Source organism: Pandoraea terrae, assembly GCF_902459695.1.
Taxonomy (GTDB): Bacteria; Pseudomonadota; Gammaproteobacteria; order Burkholderiales; family Burkholderiaceae; genus Pandoraea; species Pandoraea terrae.
This window is the reverse complement of record NZ_CABPRZ010000008.1, coordinates 50347-70080: the sequence shown is the minus strand read 5'-3', so window position 1 is coordinate 70080 and position 19734 is coordinate 50347. Positions and strand designations below refer to the sequence as shown.

15 protein-coding genes are annotated in these 19734 nt (G+C 58.1%); 8 read left to right on the top strand and 7 right to left on the bottom strand.

The annotated features are described in order from the left end of the window. The first annotated feature begins 2 nt into the window (after positions 1–2). The 8 genes from PTE30175_RS11315 (at position 3) to PTE30175_RS11280 (ending at position 9098) form a co-directional block, all read left to right on the top strand. Positions 3–1502 (top strand): aldehyde dehydrogenase family protein, encoded by a 1500-nt coding sequence (locus PTE30175_RS11315; RefSeq protein ID WP_224788713.1) that lies wholly within the window; start codon positions 3–5, stop codon positions 1500–1502. A gap of 71 nt (positions 1503–1573) precedes the next feature. Then, positions 1574–2890, top strand: a complete 1317-nt coding sequence (locus PTE30175_RS11310) for an MFS transporter (protein ID WP_224788712.1) — start codon at positions 1574–1576, stop codon at positions 2888–2890. Positions 2891–2902: 12 nt separating this feature from the next. Then, positions 2903–3898, top strand: a complete 996-nt coding sequence (locus tag PTE30175_RS11305; RefSeq protein WP_150697156.1) for a glutamate cyclase domain-containing protein — start codon at positions 2903–2905, stop codon at positions 3896–3898. 63 nt (positions 3899–3961) lie between these two features. Beyond that, complete coding sequence (locus tag PTE30175_RS11300) at positions 3962–5272, top strand: selenocysteine synthase (protein ID WP_150697155.1); 1311 nt, start codon at positions 3962–3964, stop codon at positions 5270–5272. A 2-nt stretch (positions 5273–5274) separates the two neighbouring features. After that, a complete protein-coding gene (locus PTE30175_RS11295; RefSeq protein WP_150697154.1) occupies positions 5275–6285 on the top strand; it encodes a glutamate cyclase domain-containing protein in 1011 nt (336 codons plus the stop codon). Continuing rightward, complete coding sequence (locus PTE30175_RS11290; protein WP_150697153.1) at positions 6282–6479, top strand: hypothetical protein; 198 nt, start codon at positions 6282–6284, stop codon at positions 6477–6479. The genes PTE30175_RS11295 and PTE30175_RS11290 overlap by 4 nt, the downstream gene beginning before the upstream one ends. A gap of 26 nt (positions 6480–6505) precedes the next feature. Next, a complete protein-coding gene (locus tag PTE30175_RS11285) occupies positions 6506–7813 on the top strand; it encodes an NAD(P)/FAD-dependent oxidoreductase (RefSeq protein ID WP_150697152.1) in 1308 nt (435 codons plus the stop codon). A 100-nt stretch (positions 7814–7913) separates the two neighbouring features. After that, on the top strand, positions 7914–9098 hold the full coding sequence (locus tag PTE30175_RS11280) for an aminotransferase class V-fold PLP-dependent enzyme (protein WP_150697151.1): 1185 nt from the start codon (positions 7914–7916) through the stop codon (positions 9096–9098). Positions 9099–9184: 86 nt separating this feature from the next. Here the strand turns inward: PTE30175_RS11280 and PTE30175_RS11275 are convergent, their stop codons facing one another. From PTE30175_RS11275 to putA, 7 genes are all read right to left on the bottom strand, one after another. Further along, a complete protein-coding gene (locus tag PTE30175_RS11275; RefSeq protein WP_224788711.1) occupies positions 9185–10558 on the bottom strand; it encodes an MFS transporter in 1374 nt (457 codons plus the stop codon). 56 nt (positions 10559–10614) lie between these two features. After that, the gene (locus tag PTE30175_RS11270; protein ID WP_150697297.1) at positions 10615–11766 is read right to left on the bottom strand and encodes an FAD-binding oxidoreductase; all 1152 of its coding nucleotides are present in this window, start codon (positions 11764–11766) and stop codon (positions 10615–10617) included. An 8-nt stretch (positions 11767–11774) separates the two neighbouring features. Then, positions 11775–13031 (bottom strand): aromatic ring-hydroxylating oxygenase subunit alpha, encoded by a 1257-nt coding sequence (locus PTE30175_RS11265; protein WP_150697150.1) that lies wholly within the window; start codon positions 13029–13031, stop codon positions 11775–11777. Positions 13032–13166: 135 nt separating this feature from the next. Then, the gene (locus PTE30175_RS11260) at positions 13167–14096 is read right to left on the bottom strand and encodes a LysR substrate-binding domain-containing protein (protein WP_191628994.1); all 930 of its coding nucleotides are present in this window, start codon (positions 14094–14096) and stop codon (positions 13167–13169) included. 169 nt (positions 14097–14265) lie between these two features. After that, positions 14266–15408, bottom strand: a complete 1143-nt coding sequence (locus PTE30175_RS11255; RefSeq protein ID WP_150697149.1) for a porin — start codon at positions 15406–15408, stop codon at positions 14266–14268. Between the two features lie 78 nt (positions 15409–15486). Further along, entirely contained in the window at positions 15487–15879 is a 393-nt protein-coding gene (locus tag PTE30175_RS11250; protein ID WP_150697148.1) for a cupin domain-containing protein, read from the bottom strand. 58 nt (positions 15880–15937) lie between these two features. Then, positions 15938–19717, bottom strand: coding sequence for a bifunctional proline dehydrogenase/L-glutamate gamma-semialdehyde dehydrogenase PutA (gene putA / locus PTE30175_RS11245; RefSeq protein WP_224788710.1), 3780 nt, complete (start codon positions 19715–19717; stop codon positions 15938–15940). Between the last annotated feature and the right edge of the window lie 17 nt (positions 19718–19734).

Here is a 19734-nt window from a genome sequence, read left to right as displayed (position 1 = left end):
ACGTGAACACACTTACCGGCAACGTTGCCACTGAAATCGTTCTTCCCAAAGCAGGCATCACCGGCCTTCTGATTAACGGTGAATGGAGCTCGCCGACGAAGGGCAAGACCCTGGATGTGGAAAATCCCTCGCGCCGAACCAAAATCGCAACGATTGGCGCAAGCGATGTCGACGATGTGAACGCTGCCGTCGCCGCAGCTAGTGCAGCTTTCCCGAAGTGGCGTCGTCTAGCGTCCCGTGCGCGCGGTGCCCTGCTGACCGAACTGGGCAATCGTGTCACCGCCAACGCTGAAGAGATTGCGCGCGTACTCGCCGCCGAAAGCGGCAACGCTCTGCGCACTCAAAGCCGTCCGGAAGTCTTGGGTGCGGCAGAAGTCCTGCGGTACTACGGTGGCGTGGTGGCCGAGCAAAAAGGTGAAACCCTTCCGCTCGGCCCTGGCATTTTCAGCTATTCGACCCGCGAGCCGCTCGGCGTCGTCGGCGCCATCATTCCCTGGAATTCGCCGGTCGTGCTAGCCGCTGTGAAAATTGGCATGGCCTTGGGCACTGGCAATACGCTAGTACTCAAGCCAGCGGAAGACGCACCGTTGGCGGTTATCAAAATCGCGGAGCTGGCAGCCGACTTGTTCCCGGCCGGCGTGTTTAACGTCGTTACCGGTACCGGTCTCGACGCAGGTGCGCCGCTGTCCGCACACCCGAATGTCGCCAAGGTCTCCTTCACCGGTTCGCTGGAGGTGGGCAAGCTCGTCAGCCATGCTGTTGCAGACCGCATTGCACGCTCCACGCTCGAGCTCGGCGGCAAGAGTCCGTGCATCGTGTATCCGGACGCCGCCTCCCCGGAACACATCGAAGCGACGGTCACTGGCATCGTCAACGCGATGCGCTTTGCTCGCCAGGGGCAGTCGTGTACGGCAGGTTCACGTCTGTACGTTCACAGGGAGGTGTGGGAGCCGGTAATGACCAAGCTTGTCGCAAAGGTCAGGGAAATGAAGATTGGTGACGCGCTCGACGAGTCCAACGACATCGGCGCCATCATCAACGCTGAACGCTATTCCGAAGTTCGCGCGTTTATTGAAGAAGCCATCAACAACGGCGCAACTGTACTGACCGGCGCTCTCCCGCCGAAGGCCGAAGACGCCAAGGGCTTCTTCCCTGAGCCGGTGATTTTTTCCGGCGTGAACAACAGCTGGCGCGTTACCCGTGAGGAAGTCTTCGGCCCGGTCCTTGTGGCCATCCCCTGGACTGACGAGGACGAAGTCCTGAAGTGGGCGAATGACACGGTCTACGGCCTTGCCGCATACGTGTTCACGAACGACCTGACGACGGCAATGCGTGTGACCGAGCGTATCGATGCCGGCTGGCTCCAGGTCAACCGCGCTGGCGGCCAGATTCCGGGCATGTCCTACGGCGGCGCGAAGCAAAGCGGTATCGGCTCCGAGTATTCGATCGAGGGCGCGCTCGAGGCTTACACCTCGCGAAAGAGCGTGACCATCAACGTCTGACTGAGCGATAAATAGGCAGTCCGGCAAGGGACCGGACTGCTCTCACAGATTGGAGAGGGGTGGGGTTCAACGTGAATGCAAATCTCAACATAGCAAGTTCGAACGGAGCGAAGAGCACGCATGGGGTATCGACCCGGGCGGCATTCAGCTCGTTCATTGGCACGACGGTCGAATGGTACGACTACTTTCTCTACGGTACCGCAGCGGCACTTGTTTTTCCTAAGGTCTTCTTCAACGACTTGTCGCCGGAGCTGGCCACCCTGGCATCGATGGCATCGTTCGCCGTCGCATTCATCTTGCGTCCTCTGGGCGGCATGGTCATCGGCCATTTCGGCGACCAGATGGGGCGAAAGAAGATGTTGGTCTTCACGTTGCTGGTGATGGGTCTTTGTACTGCCGCCATCGGCTTCCTGCCCACGCAGGACGCCATTGGGCATTGGAGCCCCGCACTCCTCATCTTGTTGCGGGTAATTCAGGGTTTTGCCCTTGGTGGTGAATGGGGTGGTGCAGCGCTCATGTCTGTGGAGCATGCCCCCGAGGGCCGTAGGGGCCTGTTCGGGAGCACGATGCAGATGGGCGTGCCTGCGGGATTGCTCGTTTCCACAGGTGCATTTGCGCTGGTTTCCGCTCTGCCTGATGAGCAGTTCTTCTCGTGGGGATGGCGCATCCCGTTCATCTTCAGCCTGGCACTGCTGCTTGTCGGCATGTATATCCGCCTGCAGGTTTCCGAGCCCCCCGCATTTGAAAAGGTGAAAAGTACAGGCAACGTGTCGCGCGCGCCCTTGTTGGAGGTGTGGAAGAACGAAAAGAAGAAAACGTTGATTATGGTTTTCTTCCAGACCGTAGCAAACGTCGGTTACTTCCTCATTACCGTCTATGCGCTTACCTACATCACGGGCACGCTCCATCTGCCTCGCAGCGTTGCCTCTACCGGCTTGTTGGTCGCAGCGGCGGTCGACTTGTTCATGCAGCCGTTCTTTGGGTGGCTGTCCGACAAGGTTGGGCGGCGTGTCGTCTACGGATTTGGCGCCATCTTCTTCGGCGTGTACGCGTTCCCGTTGTTCTGGCTGCTCGATACGGCGAACCCGGTCCTCATCACGTTGGCGCTGTCACTCGGCCTTGGTATCGGTCACGCTGCGACGGGGTCTCTGCACGGCGTGATTTACGCGGAACAGTACCCGACGCGATATCGCTTCTCTGGCTCTTCGACGGCCTACCAACTGTCTGGAATCATCTCTAGCGCTCCAACACCGCTGATTGCAGCGTGGCTGGTAGCGCGTAGTGGAAGTTCAGCGTCGGTGTCGTGGTATGTGGTCGTAGCGGCAGTGATTTCCCTGATTTGCGTGCTTCTCGTCAAAGAGACGTACCGCGCGCGTATTGACCAGTAACGAGACGAAGAAGTGACTCCGCTACCCGACCAAATCACCGGAGAGCGTATCGACCGTCTTATGACGGTCGAGATTCGCCCCCTGAGCGGCGGTCTCCCGCCAGGCTATGTTGTCCCGATGTACTCAGTCTGCCGGGCATATCACGGTGAGCCACTCAGTTCATTGGCAGCTCGCCGCCTCCGAGAAACGCTCGCCAAGGACGATGTCGTATTCATTGCCACCGGTGCGGGAACCCCACCGAAACTGCCAAATGGCGAAACGGACGGCCCCGTAGGTGCTGCGGTATTGGCGCGTGCGTTGATGCTTGGCTTTGGTGTGCGCACCGTAATGGTGACCGAGGACGCTCACGCGGCGCCGGTCGACGCCGTGGCACGCGTCGTAAGCGACGAGTTGACAGGCCATCCTCCTATAACGACGGAGTGCTTCCCGCTGGGCTTGCCATGCGGGCAGCAGTTTGCGGACGAACTAATGGAGAAGTATCGTCCTCGCGTCGTGATTTTCGTGGAACGCGACGGACCGAACAGAGAAGGATTTTTTCACGGTGTGCGCGGTGACTGCCGACATCCTGACGATGTAGGTCACGTGTACCTCCTGGCGGACCTCGCCCGTAAAGCCGGCGCACTCACCATTGGCATTGGCGACGGCGGAAACGAAGTTGGCTTCGGGGCTGTTCGCGACGAAATCACGGCGGCACATCCGTACGGCGGGCGGTCTCATGCGGGACACCCGTCTGGTGTCGTGACGATTACAGCCACTGATGTCGTGGTAAGCGCATCGGTATCGAACTGGGGCGCTTACGGCGTCGCGGCCGCGCTCGCTTCGCAAATGAATCAACCAGACCTATTGCACTCGCAGTGCACTGAGCATGCGCTCATTCAAGCCACTGTGAATGCTGGCGCTCGTGATGGCGCCACGTCCAAGGCGGAAGTGGCTGTAGATGGAATCGAGTGGCAAGGGCACACGGCGTTCGTTGGATTATTGCGAAGCATCGTTTCGATATCTCGCTAGTTCCCCATTTTTGTGCGCTGTGGAGCAACGGGGCAGCGCATTCCCAAACACCAGGTGAATGTCATGAGTGACGTGAAGTCAGAAGAGCAGCAGAGTCCAACTCCCGCAGTGAAGACCGACAGCTTTGGTAACCCAATCGACCCCACAGTTGGCTTCGCACGCGGAACCATTATCCGCTCGAGTGTCGACGAAGCGCTTCGGTTGCGGCAGGGTCAGGCGATTGCCGCGCAGCGGGTGAAGCTACTTGGCGCCGAGTCCATCGGTGTCTTCACTGGAAATCAACGTGATTTTCCGATTCATCCGGAAGACATTGCCACGCTCTGTGAGGAATGGGTCGGGCCCGGGCTAGCCGCCGAGGAGCTGCGTCAGGTAGCCGTCGGCCATATGGGCGGCAGGGGCGACGACGCGGTCGCCACTTTCAACCGCACGAGTGCCGGCATCATCGCCACCATCGCTGCGTTGGCTAGTGGCAAACCGGTTGTGTCGGTGGTTCCTCCTGGTGGGCGTTCGCATGCCTCTGTGGTTCGTGGCTCAAAGATTGCCGGGGTCCCGGTTGTTGAGATTCAAGGCGACCTGGATTGGCGGGGCGCCATCGAAACCCATCGACCGTCGCTGGTCGTAGTAACAACGGTCACGAGCAGCCTGGAGCGACTGGAGGACCGAATTACGACCGAAGTCGTCCATTACGGACACTCGCTGGACGCCAAGGTATTCCTGGACGAAGCCTACGGCGCCCGTCTTCGTACGGTGCTTCATGGTGGTCAGTTGAGCCTGCAGCTCGGCGCCGATATCTCGATTACGAATTGCGACAAGGCAGGCCTTTCGGGGCCCCGTGCGGGCGTCCTGGTTGGTCGCCCTGATTTGGTCACAGCGGCGTCGGCAAAGGGCGCTGAGTTTGGCATGGAAGCGCGAGCGCCTATTGCTGCGGCCGTGTTGCGCTCGCTGAAGAAATACGAACCCGACGACCTGCGAAAAGAAGCTGCCGCCGGGCAAAAGCTCGCCGACGCCCTTGAAGAAAAACTGGGCAAGGAACTCGTTCAACGAAGCGATTTGGGACCCATGGTTGACGAAGATTCGGTGCTTCGAATCTTGCTCAAGCTCGCCGGAAGAGAGAACTCGAAACCGATTGTCGCCCCCTGCGAGGCGACGTCCGCACTGGGGATGATTCTCCTGCAAGACCATGGCGTGCTAACCGTCAACACGCACGGACAGCCCGGGGCTCGCGTTTCGCTGCGACTCAAACCGACGCTGGATGCACTTGACCACGTCGGCGGATTCGATGCCGTAGTCAACGCCGTTACGGATTCGCTCGCGAAGGTGGCAAAGGTCATCGACGACCGGGCCGCACTGTCGCAAATCATTATCGGGAAATGACCATGCCCCCAACAAGCTTCAGTGCAATTGACGACCGTCTGGATGCCCTCGTTTCGCTTGATTTGGGTGGTCGAGGGGTGGAACACCTTTACAAAGCAGCCCGGGAACGGCAGGGCCGCTCGCTTGTGGGCGCCGCCGCCGACGCGCTGGCCGCGATTCCCGAGCGGGCGAACGTATTTGTCACGACCGGCTCAGTTTCCCGTGCGTGGATTTCACCGACCATCGGAGAAAACGATGGCCCGGCCGGGCTCGCTGCAGTGGTTCGCGCCCTTTCCCTTGCGAAGAAGGCGCTGTGCATCACCTTCGTCGAGGATACGCTGATTGAAACGACCTCAGCAATTCTGACAACGGCGGGCCTCACCGTGTTGCCGTACGAGCAGGCCAAACTCGCCCGGGACGACGGAAGCTTGGCCGTGGTATGCGTTGAACCGTTTCCCGTCGAAGAGGCGGCTGCCAAAGACGCCGCAACGTCTCTAATCGCCAAGTACACGCCAGCGCTCTTCTTCTCAACGGAACGCGTAGGCCGAAACGTCGACGGAATTTACTGCAGCATGCGGGGCATTGACTACGGGATGGGCCGCGCACGCATTGATTTCATGTTCGATGAGGCGCGAGAGCAGAACATTCCGACGGTAGCCGTCGGCGACGGTGGTAACGAAATCGGCATGGGCGTGGTTGCTGAAGCCGTCCAGAAGTATGTCAAGTTTGGTGACGCTCGCCCGGACGGCAGTCCCGGCATCGGTGCCGTAACCGGAGCGGATGTACTGGTCACTGCCGCGTGCTCGAACTGGGGCTGCTACGCCATCGCCGGCGCATTTGCCGCGCGACTCGGCAGGCCCCCGCTAGCCCACACACCTGCACTTGAAAGTGCGTTGCTCCGCCGAGGAGTCGACGTCGGGCTGATTAACTCGGTGACAAACGTTATTGACGGTAACGTCGATGGCATTCCAGAGGCAACGCATCTGGCGATTGTTCAGCTCATTACCACCATCATCCAACCGGTGTTCAAATGAACTTCGATGAACATATCCATGCCTTGATGTCGCGAGACGCAGAGCGCCAACTCACCCCGCCGCCGGGCCGCCCGCGCGAGCAACGCCAGCCGTCTTTGTACATGAGCTTACTTCAAGCGCCTACGTCTTTGTTGGCTGGAAACGTGATGGACCGCGCTGACGTTTCGGGCATCGCCATCCTCGGCTACAACTAGCCCCAACCGGATTGATAGGCATTGCAATGCATCGCATCGTAATCGTAGGTGGCGGCGCCGGCGGGCTAGAACTTGCCACGCGTCTTGGCGATACTCTCGGCAAATCCGGACGGGCCAACGTGACACTCGTCGACCGCTGTCCGACGCATATCTGGAAGCCATTGCTTCACGAAGTGGCAACGGGCAGCCTGGATACGAATGCCCACCAGTTGGAATATGCTGCACAGGCCCACTGGCATCATTTCGAGTTCACGCTTGGAGAGCTTGTCGGGCTGGACCGAGCCTCCAAATCCCTGCGTCTGGCGGCGGTATTAGACGCCGAGTCGAGGGAGGAGGTTCTTCCACCTCGAGAGCTGACCTATGATAACTTGGTATTGGCCTTGGGCAGCCAGACGCATTTCTTTGGTGTGCCCGGCGCACAAGCCAACGCCATTCCCCTCGATACGCCAGAGCAAGCAGAGAAGCTACGGCGGCGTCTCCTGCAGACTTGTATCCGGAAGGGCTCAAAAAGCTGCGAAATTAACTTTCCAGGAGTTGTCAACGTCGCAATCATTGGGGGTGGTGCCACGGGTGTTGAACTGTCGGCTGAGCTTCGCCGAATGGAGAAGGCTTTTCGTAAATTCGGTCTCCATGCGGCAAATCAGGAGAGCGATATCAACATCACTTTGCTGGAAGCCGGGCCTCGCCTGCTTCCGGCGTTGTCACCCCGCGTAGCGACGATAACGACTGACCTTCTGCGAAAGCTTGGCATTCAAGTTTCAGTCGGAGACCCTGTCACTAAGGTGGATAGGGATTCGGTCACAACGAAGAGCGGTTCGTGTGTGCCGGCAGATATCACCATATGGGCGGCTGGCATCAAGGCGCCGGATTTGCTGGCAAACCTGGATGGTATCGAGGTCAATCGAATTAACCAGGTCAAGGTGACACGAAGCCTGCAAAGCCAAACCGATTCAAACATTTTTGCATTCGGCGACTGTGCTTGTTGCTCCTGGAAGGACGACCGGTTTGTGCCACCCCGCGCGCAGGCAGCGCACCAGCAAGCGGCGTTTCTGGCGAAGTCCCTGCGAGCTCGCGTGAGCGGTTTTTCTCCACGCGAATTCAAGTACTCCGACCGTGGCTCCCTCGTGTCGTTAGGGGCAGCGTCAGCGGTTGGCAACTTAATGGGTGGTGTCATCGGCGGAAGCATCATGATTGAAGGCCTGATTGCCAAATTCATGTATGCCGCCCTGTACCGTAAGCACCTCGCCACGGTAGCGGGGGTAAGGCGCATGCTTATCGACTCCCTTGTGCATGGTTTGAGGCGCGTAGGCATGCCTCGCGTGAAGCTGCACTAGTCGTGCCCGTGCCAGCTAGTGGCTTCACGCCAGTCGAACTATCCGGATGCACCTTTTTCCATTCGCGACACATGTCGCACGTAGTCGCTCAGAGCCCTCCATGACGAACTTTCTTGACAACACGGCAATCCGCATCGAGTTTCCCGTCACTAACCGAATGCTCTACCTGGATTCAGCCCACCAGACTCCTCTATGTATTCGGGTGCGCGCAGCACTGGAGCAGTTCTTCACGGAAGGCTACGAGATGGCGGGCCCTAAGCCAGTTTGGCTGGAGCGCGTGGAAGTCGTACGCGCCCGCCTCGCGAACTTTATTGGGGCGGCCCCCGATGAGATTGCTTACACCAAAAACACGTCTGAGGGCTTGAATATCGCGGCAAACGCCATCGACCTCAAGCCGGGTGACAACGTGCTTATGATTGAGGGTGACCATCCTAACAATGCTTACGCCTGGCTGAATCTCAAGCGTAAGGGCGTTGATATTCGTTTCATCAAGCTTGAGACGGACGTCGCGTCGGCGGAAACGTTCGCGCCCCATATCGATAGTCGTACACGCGTCATCTCTCTTTCTCACGTTACGTTTCACGCAGGCCAGCGTCACGATATCGCGTCCATCGGCACATTATGTAAGAGCCGGCGGCTCTACCTGGTCGTCGATGCAATGCAATCTGTGGGTGTCTTGCCGATCGACGTGAAAGCGATGGGCGTTTCGATGTTAGCGGCCGGCTGCCATAAAGGATTGCTGGTGCCGCAGGGATTGGGGTTCCTGTACGTTGACCGAAATCTATCTGAATTGCATCCGGCATACCTTGCCACCGCCGGTTTGGAGAATCCGCCGGCTGATTTCATTGCGCGCCCTGACGACTTGGCCCTGCGCCCCGGCGCAAGACGATTCGAGTTGGGGAATTTCAATCTTCCGGATATTCATGCGCTCGGCGCCTCGTTAACGTTAATTACCGATATCGGCACGCAAAGTATTGAAGCCCACGTCATCAATTTGGGTGACAAGCTGATTGCGGGACTGGATGCGCTTGGGGTTGGACTGGCTGGTCCCAGAGACCGACGACATCGTGCCCATATCTACGTGCTGATGCTCCCCATGGATTGGATACCGTATTTCGCCAAACACAATGTTCGGGTTTCCCCAGAGCGAGATGGAATCCGCGTTTCGTTCGGTTTGTTTAACAATGAAGCAGATGTTGATACCCTCATCGCCTTGATTCGTGCGCGCCTTGAGAGTCAAGACTGTGAAAATAGTGCGTCCGCGTTGACCTGCCCCCTTCGGTAGGGCCAAAAGGCTTCAGCAAAGTCCCATTCAAACATGCTCCTGAACGGCAGGAGCGTCCGCGCACGTTCGATGTCGCGGAGCCGATTTCAGATCGCAGAGCGACCGGACTCGCTTCGCTGGGGAGCTGACACTTCGCTCAGCAATTTGCCCTTGGTCTCCGGTGCGAGCACGTATGAAACGATGCCACCGACGAGGCTGATGCCTGCCGCCATGAGCATCGCCGCGCTGATGCCGAGGGCGCTGATGACCAGAGGCAGGAGAAACGTCCCCATGGCAGCCCCGATGCGAGAAAAGGCTGTTGCGAATCCGACACCTATACCTCGAATTTCGGTAGGAAACACCTCGCCAGGATAGACGCCAGTCAGCGTCGTGGAGATTGCGTTCACCAGAGAGAAAGTAAAGAAGCAGATGAGAATGATGGTGGACGAGGCGTGAGAAAGCAAAGCAACGCAAATCAGCGCAACTGTGGAAATGAAGAAAGGTGGAATAGCCAGCTTGCGTCGACCGACTCGCTCGATGAATACCACCGCGATGATCGTACCCAAAACAGCGACCCCGTTGAGAACCAGGCCGCCCGACAGCCCTTCCTTGAGGCCGAGCCGCTCCAGGACGATCGGCGCGAAAGAGCCGATAGCAAAGTACGGAGTGACGTTACATACCCAGAAGATCGAAACGAAAATCGTGGTTTTGATGTAATCAGCGGAGAATAGGCGACCGAATCCCTGCTTCCCCATGGTTCTTTGCAGCTGAAGATCGCTCTGCTCGTCGTGCTCCATGTGCTCCGCTGCAAGCGCTTTCGCCTCGTCGATTCGGCCCTGACTCATCAGCCATCGCGGAGACTCGGGAGTTCCAAGACGCAGCAGGAAGACGATGACCGTCGGGATCGTACTCAAGCCCAGGATCACGTGCCAGCCAGCCATCGAGGAGACGGTTAACCCGTAGCCGACTGCGTAGGAGATGAGGTACCCCAAATACCAAGCCAACTCGAGAACCGCAAGCAGTTTACCCCGCAGGCGTGCCGGAGCGAATTCCGCGAGCAGTGGCCACCCTATCGAGTAATCGGCGCCGATTGCAATACCCATCAATACGCGCACGGCAAAGAGTTGCCAGGCGTCGGTAACGAAGAACTGCGCAACTGACCCGACCACGAAAATTGCCAGATCGATTGTGAACATTGGCCGCCGCCCTACCCTGTCGGCCAGCGCCCCCCCGAGTGGGCCTCCGATGAAGATGCCGATAAGCGCCGACGCACCAATCAATCCCTGCCAGACGACGGATAGATGCAAGTCGTCGGTAATGGCTGGCATGACGATTCCAATGCAACCAAGGATAAAACCATCAATGAACATCCCGCCTGAAATCACGCCAGTGAGCTTCGTCAGGAATTTTCGGTGCTTGCCGGACAGCGCTGTTGTGCGGTGCACAGGCGCAGAAGGTATGGAGGGAAGAGCCTTTGACACGGTAATGTCTCCTTGTGTTGCTCGCCACTTGCGGGTTCTGACGACCCTGAGTTTCTCTACAGGTCCAGCACGAGATCAGACGTAGGACGGCTGCAGCACATCAAACGGAAACCTTTATCGATTTCCCGCTGCCGAATCCCGCCGTTGTGCTTCATGTCGACGGTACCCTCGAGCACTGCAGTCTTGCATGTTCCACAAATGCCCTGGGCACATGAGGACGGCAGCGCGGCGCCTGCCTTTCGTGCGGCAGCGAGCACCGTCTCGGAGCTACTCATCGTGAACGTCTTTCCCGACTTCGCAAGACGGACCGTATAAGTGCCGCCGGTCGATTGCTCCGTGTTTTGCGGTGCGGCGTCGATTTCTGCGACCGGCTCCACCGTTTCAGCAAAATTGAAGCTTTCCTGATGGTACCGGGCGGGATCATGGCCGCCCCGCAGCAGGACTTCCTTCACGGCATTCATATAGCCGGCAGGGCCGCAGGTAAACACCTCGCGCCCCCGAAAGTCCGGCACGTGCTTTTCCAACAGTTCAAGACTCAGCCTGCCGGTCGGGCCGCGCCAGTCAGCCTCGGTTCCCACACCTTCGCACACGTGAATGACTTTGAGGTTGTCGGCCTCCGCACTCAGCTTGGTCAGTTCGTCGCGGAAGATAATGTCATCGGGCGTTCTCGCGCTATGAACGAACACGATGTCCCGGTTCAATCCGAGATCGAATGCAGCTCGGGTCATCGACATCAGCGGCGTCACGCCCGAGCCGGCGGACAGATACAGCAATTTCCCGGCCGGCGCGGAAGCCGGCGTGAAAATGCCGGCCGGACCGAACGCGTGTAGCACGACACCGGGTTTCATGTTGTCATGCAACCAGTTCGACATGATCCCGCCGGGCGTACGCTTGACCGTGATCGACAGCGTGTACGGCCGCGTCGGCGGCGACGAAATGGTGTAGCAGCGGCTGACCGCTTCTCCGTTGATGTCGACCGACACCGTAATGAACTGACCCGGCTCATGGCCGAATGCCCGCTTGTCCTCAGAGCTGAAAACAAACGTCCGGACATCGTGCGTCTCGTTGCGTACCCGGCGGCACACCAACGCCTTCCGTTCATGGCTGCCCCACTGCGCGTCGGCGCGCTCCCAGGTGCTCGGATCCGTAAAACAGTCGGCTACCATGGATGCCGGCTCGGCCCCGCAGAATTTCTCGTTGACGTTCATGATCGAACTCACACGCCTTGCGCCTTCAGGCGCGCGTCATACCAACGCGCAAACTGATCGAGCGCGCCTTCCGTGTACGCCGAGTACGGTCCCGGAATATAGCCCGGGTCCTGCGTGCCGCTATGCGTGATTGCGACGAGGTTCGCATCCTGCTGAGTGGTCGCAGTCCACACTTCCGTCAGATTTTTCACGTCGTAGTCGACACCCTCGACCGCATCTTCATGCACCAGCCACATCGTGCGCACCACCGTCTTGTCCGGGGCGAGCGGCAGAATGTACGCGACGACTGCGTGGTCGCTCATCACGTGGGTCCACGAGTGATGCGTCCACATGTGCATATCGCCAAGATCGCGGCGCCGCAGGTTGCCCAGCAATTTCGTGGATGCAACCTTGGTATCCATCGTCTGCGATTCACAGTCCCCCGCAATCGCCAGCCGCTGGGACCGGAAATTCGTCTCGACGTTCTCATCGACCGATTCGAACGCTTCGCAGATATAGCCGTCCTTCTCCCACTCTTCCTTGCGGGCCGCACTACGCGCGAGGTACTCGTTGTAATCGCGCAGCGCGTCCTCGCTTTGCCCGTCCGGACAGAACCCGAAGTCGTGCGCCAGGAACGACTGCGTCAGTTCCGGATGCGTACCGGCGCAGTGGTAGCACTCACGGTTGTTCTCCATGACGAGCTTCCAGTTGCCGTTCTCGACAATCGTCATCTCGTGCGCGATCTTCGTGCGCTGCATGTCGTGCGCCGCGAAGCGCGGCGTCATGATTGTCTCGAGCTTCGAGAAATCCTCCGGCGCCTCGTCGGCCAGGCAAACGAAGATATGCGCGCCGACCACCTTGACATGCACAGGGATCAGGCTTCGGCATTTCGTATCGAATTCCTTGCCCATGTGCGTCGCATGGCGCAGACTGCCATCCAGATCGTATGTCCACTGGTGATACGGGCAGACCAGCATGCCGACAGTCGACTTGCCGGCCGGCTTCAAGCGCGCGCCGCGATGCCGGCAGACGTTCCGGTAAGCGCGGACATTCTCGTCGTCATCACGCAGAATCATGATGGACGACTTGCCGATATCGACCGTGTAGACGTCGCCAGGCTCAGGAACGTCGGCCGTCACTGCAACAAAAAGCCACAGCTTCTGGAAGAAAACGTCGACATCCGTCTCGAACACATCCTGCCGTCCGAAAAGCTCGGCGGGCATCCCATGCCCGGATTTTCGGCTGTCGAGCAGTTCGCGGTGGGTTTGGGGCAGCGTTGCTACCATTGAGTCTCTCCTTTTCTCATCTTTTGGGGGTGACACTGCCGTGTCACAACCCCAGTATTGGAGAGGCCCAAATACCCGTCAACGCGCTTTATTCTTGAGCTGGCATTACCTCACGTTATGCGACGCAGGTTGCCTTTAGGTGGGTAGCGCCGCATCGCGAAGCCAGTCAATCAGCACCCGCACCTCGCGCGTTATCTCGCGGCCGTTCGGAACAACGGCAAAGTATGCGTCGCGAACCTTGAGGGTTGCCTCAGTCAATCGCACGAGTCGCCCAGAACTCAGATGGTCCTCCAGCAAGCGCCGCCATCCCAATGCAACTCCCTGGCCGTGCATCGTAGCCTGAACCGCGTCCGTGTAGAGACCACAGCGCAACGCATACTTCAACTTCGGCGGGCGTACTCCGAGCGCACTGAACCATTCGTCCCAGGCCAACCATCCTTCAGACGTTGAGTCGTAGTCAATCAGCGCTGCCCGCGTCAAATCGGTAAGGGACTCCACACCAGGATTCGCGTCCCGCCACGCGGGCGAGCAAACAGGAAAAACCTCTTCGTCAAATAGCAATATCGAGGTTCCATCCCGCCATTTCCCGTCCCCATACCGAATGGCCACATCGACCTCGTTGAGCCGCAAATCCGATGTGAACATCTGAGTTGTCAGACGAAGATTAATTTCCGGGTGCTGTTGCCTTAAGGTTGACACCCGAGGAAGGACACGAAAATGCGAGAAGGCGGCGGTAGTTGCCAGAACCAGTTCTCTCTCGGCGATACCTTTTGACAGGTGGTCGAAGGCCCCGGCAATTCGTTGCATCGCTTCTGCAACCGCTTCATGAAGCGCTTCGCCCTCTCTTGTCAGTTTGATGGAGCGATATAGTCGTTGGAACAGCAATACGCCAAGCGATTCTTCCAACATTTTGACCTGCCGACTCACTGCCGCTTGGCTGACCCCTAGCTCGTGAGCAGCCAGAGTAAAGCTGCCTAGCCGTGCAACGGCTTCGAACTCTACAAGCGCTGTCAACGAAGGAATGATACGTCGATAACCCTTCGCCCCGTCGCTCAACGTTTTCATTTTGAGCCTGTGGTAGATGAAGATTGCCCCATCAAACAATAGCAAAAAAGGAAACGGGCAGGTAGCGGTCGGTCAAACCGCTACCTGCTTGCGCGTACAACTCCGCCATCCATCCGAGCAAGGCGACAGTCAAAGTTAACATATCGCCTGCCCGCTCAACACGTCGAGCTCAGAACTTGTGGCGAATCGCGGCGCGCAACACCACCTGATTGCGATTCGAGGACACATCGTTTGCCCCGGGGATGTAAGCAACGTCCAACACGGTACCGGTACTGTCTCCGCCAACACGTTGGTAGGCGCCCTGCACGTAGATGTCCGTCCGCTTCGACAAATTGTAGTCTGCCATCAGCCCAACCGTTTGATAGGTTGGATGCTGAGAGCCACTAGTCACATTAAAGTTGGCCCGCGTGTAGACGTACATGCCCCCCACATAAAACGCAGGAGTCAGTTGGTACTTCGCATTCAACTCGAAGTTGTGGAACCGCAGAGACGAAGCAGTCCCGGTAGACGGTGTGATTGCGCCAACATACTCCGTGCTGAGAGGCTGGGTGATCTCTGTACCGGTATAGGCAAAACCCAACGTGGTGGCACCAAACGTGTAGTTGGTACCCACGCCATAAATCCTCAGACGCGTACCAAGGAAATTGGCATCCCCAGCATTGTTGAGTGCCCCGCCAGCAGTCGAAGACGGGTTGTTAGTTAGCGCATAAGCTGCCGCAATCAGCAACCCACCGTTTGTATACTGACCACCAAAACTATAATGCCGATTGTTTGCAAAGTTGGTGCTGTTGCTAAAGCCATACACGCCACCAAACTGGAAGCCGCCGAAGGTCGGGCTCGTGTACTTCACCGAATTGTTTACCCTATACGAATAGTCAGTGTTGTCGTTATCGTATACATGGGAAAACAGATAGCCTGCCCAGTTCCCGTTCGCCGTGGTCTGAGAAACATAGTCCACGATTGCGTCGTACTGACGGCCGAGCGTGAGCGTACCAAGATCTCCATTCTGCAAGCCTACATATGCCTGCCGACCGAAGAACAATCCACCCTGGGCGAGGCGCCCATTGCTTGCATTGAAGCCGTTCTCGAGCTGGAAGAGCACCTTCGTCCCGCCCCCGAGGTCCTCAGCGCCTTTGAGCCCCCAGCGGCTACCTTGAGCGTAACCGCTTTGGAGTTCAACCATTCTATTGCCACGAACATTGTTCGCGTAATTAATACCCTCATCGATCACGCCGTAAAGCGTAACCGAACTCTGTGCAAGTGCCGGAACGGAAATCACAAAGAATATCGAACCAATCAATTTACTTTTCATTTAGTTCTCCTAAACTACGTTCAACTACTTCCTTTTATAGGCTCGCAACAACACTCCGATTTTTCCATTTGACTCAACCTACTTCAGTAGGCGCGAAGAAGTGCGAGTAACGACAAGTGCGATACACCCTTCTGTCGAATACGAACTATGATCGGAACCTGCGGCGTACACCACGATTTCGCCGGGCCCATAGCTTTCGTTATCACCGTCAGTGAACACGCCTTGGGTAACGAGGAGCAGCTCGGTTGATTCGTGAATGTGTTGAGGAGAGCGCGCACCAGGGTCCATGCGCATCCAGTAGCTCTGCCAAGCCCCGCTTTCATCATTCGCGACGGGAATCCACCAAAAACATGGCAACAACGAATCGCCAATCTTCATTGGATTCCAATCTCGCTCATCGATAGCGTATTGAACGCGACCGCACTGAGCACGTGCTCCATGCAGCAACGTGCCGACGTCAACTTTGTTCATGATGAAAGAGTCAGCTCCTCTTGCGAGGCGGAATATCAGCGGCGGAACAAACGAGTATTTATGCGAAGTCCTCTTCCAGGACCATCAACTGGGTATTTCCGCCCGCAGCGCTTGCGTTCACCGTTGTCACGCGCTCGCGCACAAGCTGGGTCCAGTCGTACATTCCATGGCTGTCCGGTGTACTCAGGGTGCGCCCGGTGGCAGCTACCGTTCTCTTGATCAGTTCCAGACTGGCATGGCCTGTCTCTGCAAGAGCCACATCAGGACTTACGCCAGCGAAATCTCCGCGAATAGCTCGCACTTCGTCCGTCGTATCGACGACGCGGCACATCCCGCCTAGCCGCGAAGCTACATCGCTCGCAAACGGCGATTTCAGCAATATCACCTCATTGCCGAAGGCTGTGGCCGCTATGGCCTGCGCGATAACTGCGTTAAGCGACTCGCCGGCACAAAGAACTTGGCCTCGCGGGACAAGCTCGACCGTATTCTCTTCACCCGTTAGCGCCGGCAAGCCAAGCGGTACGGTCCGCGTAATCAGCTCCGAAAATTTGCGCCGGATAGCCGCAATGGCCTCGACTGACGCTGAGCTCCGATTCGACGCGAGGGAGGCGAGCGCGTCCATCCGGGAGAGGCTCAGTTCTTTCGAGCGCTGCGCACCGTTCCGGCGAGACATGAATTTCCCGTGCTCCCCCTGGACTGGAAACTCATAGAACTTCTCGCTATTCAGTTGAGGCGAGGGAGCAAACGGTCCCTTCGGTGCCGAAAAAGTGTCCGGCGTGTTGCGCGTCAGCGCAAAAAGTGTGAGCGGCCCGCCCATCATCGGTCCCGTCCCAGACGCTCCAGCGCCGCCATAAGGCTGCATACCGATAAGCGCGTTGTGCATCGCTCGATTGATGCATACGCTGTTCGCGTGTGCCTGTGAGAGTAGTTTTCCGGCGGCCTCGTTGATGCGTGTATGCAGCCCGATTGCGCTGCAACCAATTGAGTTAAGTTTCTCCACGAGGGCATCCATCTCGCCAGTTTTCCAGCGAACGACATGCAAGACGGGACCCACGACGGTTGGGTCAAAATTGGAGAGAGCATCAAGCTCGCCGAGATCAACGATAGATGGCGAAACAAAGTTTCCTTTGCCGCAATCGCTGGATAGAGGTGCACGAATGACGTTGAATCCGTAACGTCTCATCTGCGCGAGGTAGGTTTCCACATCATCTCGTACCCGGGAGGTCGATACCGGACCGATGTCCGTCGCGGAGTCGAGCGGATTTCCGATTTTCCGCTCACTCAACATCCCTGCGAGCATGCGGAGTACGGTCTCGGAGGTCGAGTCTTGAAGGCACAGGATTCGCAATGACGAGGCAAGCTGGCCGGCGCTCCTGAAGGCCGAAACCATCGCATCGGAGATGACTTGCTCCGGCAGCGCCGAGCTATCCACTATCATTGCACCAACACTACTCGACATTGCAATGAACTTCGGTCGGTGTCGCGCCTCGGCAAGAGAGATGGCGATTGCCTTCCGAGTCGCCGCGGAACCCGAGAAAAGCACAGCCATGACACGACGGTCGGCGATGAGCGCACGACCGACACCCTCCCCCTGGCCGAGTATGAGTTGCACGACTCCATCAGGTATGCCAGCGCTCTGGAACAGTCGTACGGTTTCGTGCGCAATCAATGAAGCGCTTGACGACGGTTTGGCAATGACCACATTCCCCACAGCGATAGCTGCGGCCACCTGCCCCACGAAGGTCGATAGCGGAGACGTGGCTGGCGTCACGCTAACGACAACCCCCAGTGCTTCAACCGGCTCAAGCCGGCTGTCGCTTCTGAGCTGGTACGCGTAAAGCCGAGCGATGTTAACGGCCTTCCGCACCTCATCAGCAGCCTCGGTCAACGTGGCGCCGCTCTCCAGTACAAGCAGAGCGCCCAGACGAGTTGAGTTCTTCTCCAGTGCGTCGGCGGCTGCATCGAGATACGACGCACGGGCGCTATGGGATTGCAGACGCCATTGCGCAGCTGCCGGCATGGCAACGGACAGCGCCGAAGCGACTGCATCCATGCGGCACGAAGCGACGGTGCCGATGATCTCGGACGAATCGCTCGCGCTGTAGACGAGAGTGGTTGCGTCCGACTGCACGTCTTGAATACCACCAACGACTGGCCGCGCAACAACCTTGTTGGCGCGCAGTTGTGCCAAGCTGACGCCGAATTCGTTCGATTGATCAAAACTCAAGGCCTTGGCATTGGTTCGCCCAGGAAGAACGCCGGTCGGCATCACAATTCCGCCATGCGACCGGCCACCCGTGCGCGCCGCGCGCGCTACGGGGTCTTCCACGATATCGGCAATGCTGACCTCCTCGTCGACAATCTGGTTGACAAATGACGAATTGGCACCGTTCTCCAGCAGCCGGCGAACGAGGTATGCCAGCAAGGTTGCGTGAGGTCCAACTGGGGCATAGATTCGGCAAGCACGCCCGAGCTTCGACTTGCCGACCACCTGGTCGTATACGGTTTCCCCCATGCCGTGAAGACATTGAAACTCGTAGTCTTGGTTGCCGGCCAGGGTGTACGCCGCCGCAATCGAGTATGCGTTATGTGTCGCAAACTGCGGAAAGATCGCATCCGGCGCCGCGAGCAGCGCTTTCGCACAGGCGAGATAGCTCACATCTGAGTGCACCTTGCGCGTGAAGACCGGGTAACCCGTTGTTCCCGCGTCCTGAGCCAGCTTGATTTCCGTATCCCAGTACGCGCCTTTCACGAGGCGAATGTTGATACGGCGCCCCGTTGCACGTGCCAGCGCAATAATCCACTCAGCAACAGCTCGCCCGCGCTTTTGATAGGCTTGGAGCGAGATACCAATCCCGTTCCAGCCACGAAGACTCGGCTCATTGCACAACCGCTCAAGCATCTCGAGCGTCAAATCGAAGCGAGCGGACTCCTCCTGATCGAGGTGGAAACCAATTTGATAGTGTTTGGCCAGCTCCGCAAGTTGCAATAGGCGCGGATAGAGCTCCACGATGACCCGCTCGCGCTGGGCCAGTTCGTACCGAGGATGCAACCCTGAAATCTTGACTGACACGCCGGGACCATCTATCGGCCCCTTGCCCTTCGCATCGCACCCGATGGCCTCAATGGCGTGCTTGTACGAATTGAAATAGGCCTGCGCATCCTCATCGGTAAGGGCCGCCTCACCCAGCATGTCGTACGAATAGCAATAGCCACCCGACTCACGAGCCTTCGCCGCGCCAATCGCCTCTTCGATGGTCTGCCCCGTGACGAACTGTTTACCGAGCATGCGCATCGCGTATGCGACACCAGCGCGCACAACAGCTTCGCCGCCCTTTCTGAGCACGCTGGTGAGCGCTTCCGTCAACGCCGCTTCATCCGACTGCTTCAGGAGCTTGCCGGTAATCAACAATCCCCACGCAGTCGCATTGACGAATAGTGACGGTGACTTGCCGATATGGGCGCGCCAGTCAGCATCAACGATTTTGTCTCGAATCAACTGGTTGCGCGTTTCCGTGTCGGGAATTCGAAGCATCGCCTCGGCGAGGCACATCAGCGCAATGCCTTCTCGACTGTCGAGCGAGAACTCCTGCGTGAGCAAGTCGATCCCACCGGCATCGATGCGCGCGTCACGAACTCCTTGAGCGAGCTTCCCTGCGAGATCCTGCACTTTCGCAAGAGTGGGGCCGTCCATCTTCGCCTCCTGCATCAGCGCCTGGACGACGACCTCCTCGTCCAAACTGGAGGCGTTAACAATCTTCTGACGCAAGATACCCAGATCGGAAGTCAGGAATCGCATTACATTGGATTCGGGAAACATGTCGGTTGAGTCAATCATGGCTTCGGCAAAATAAA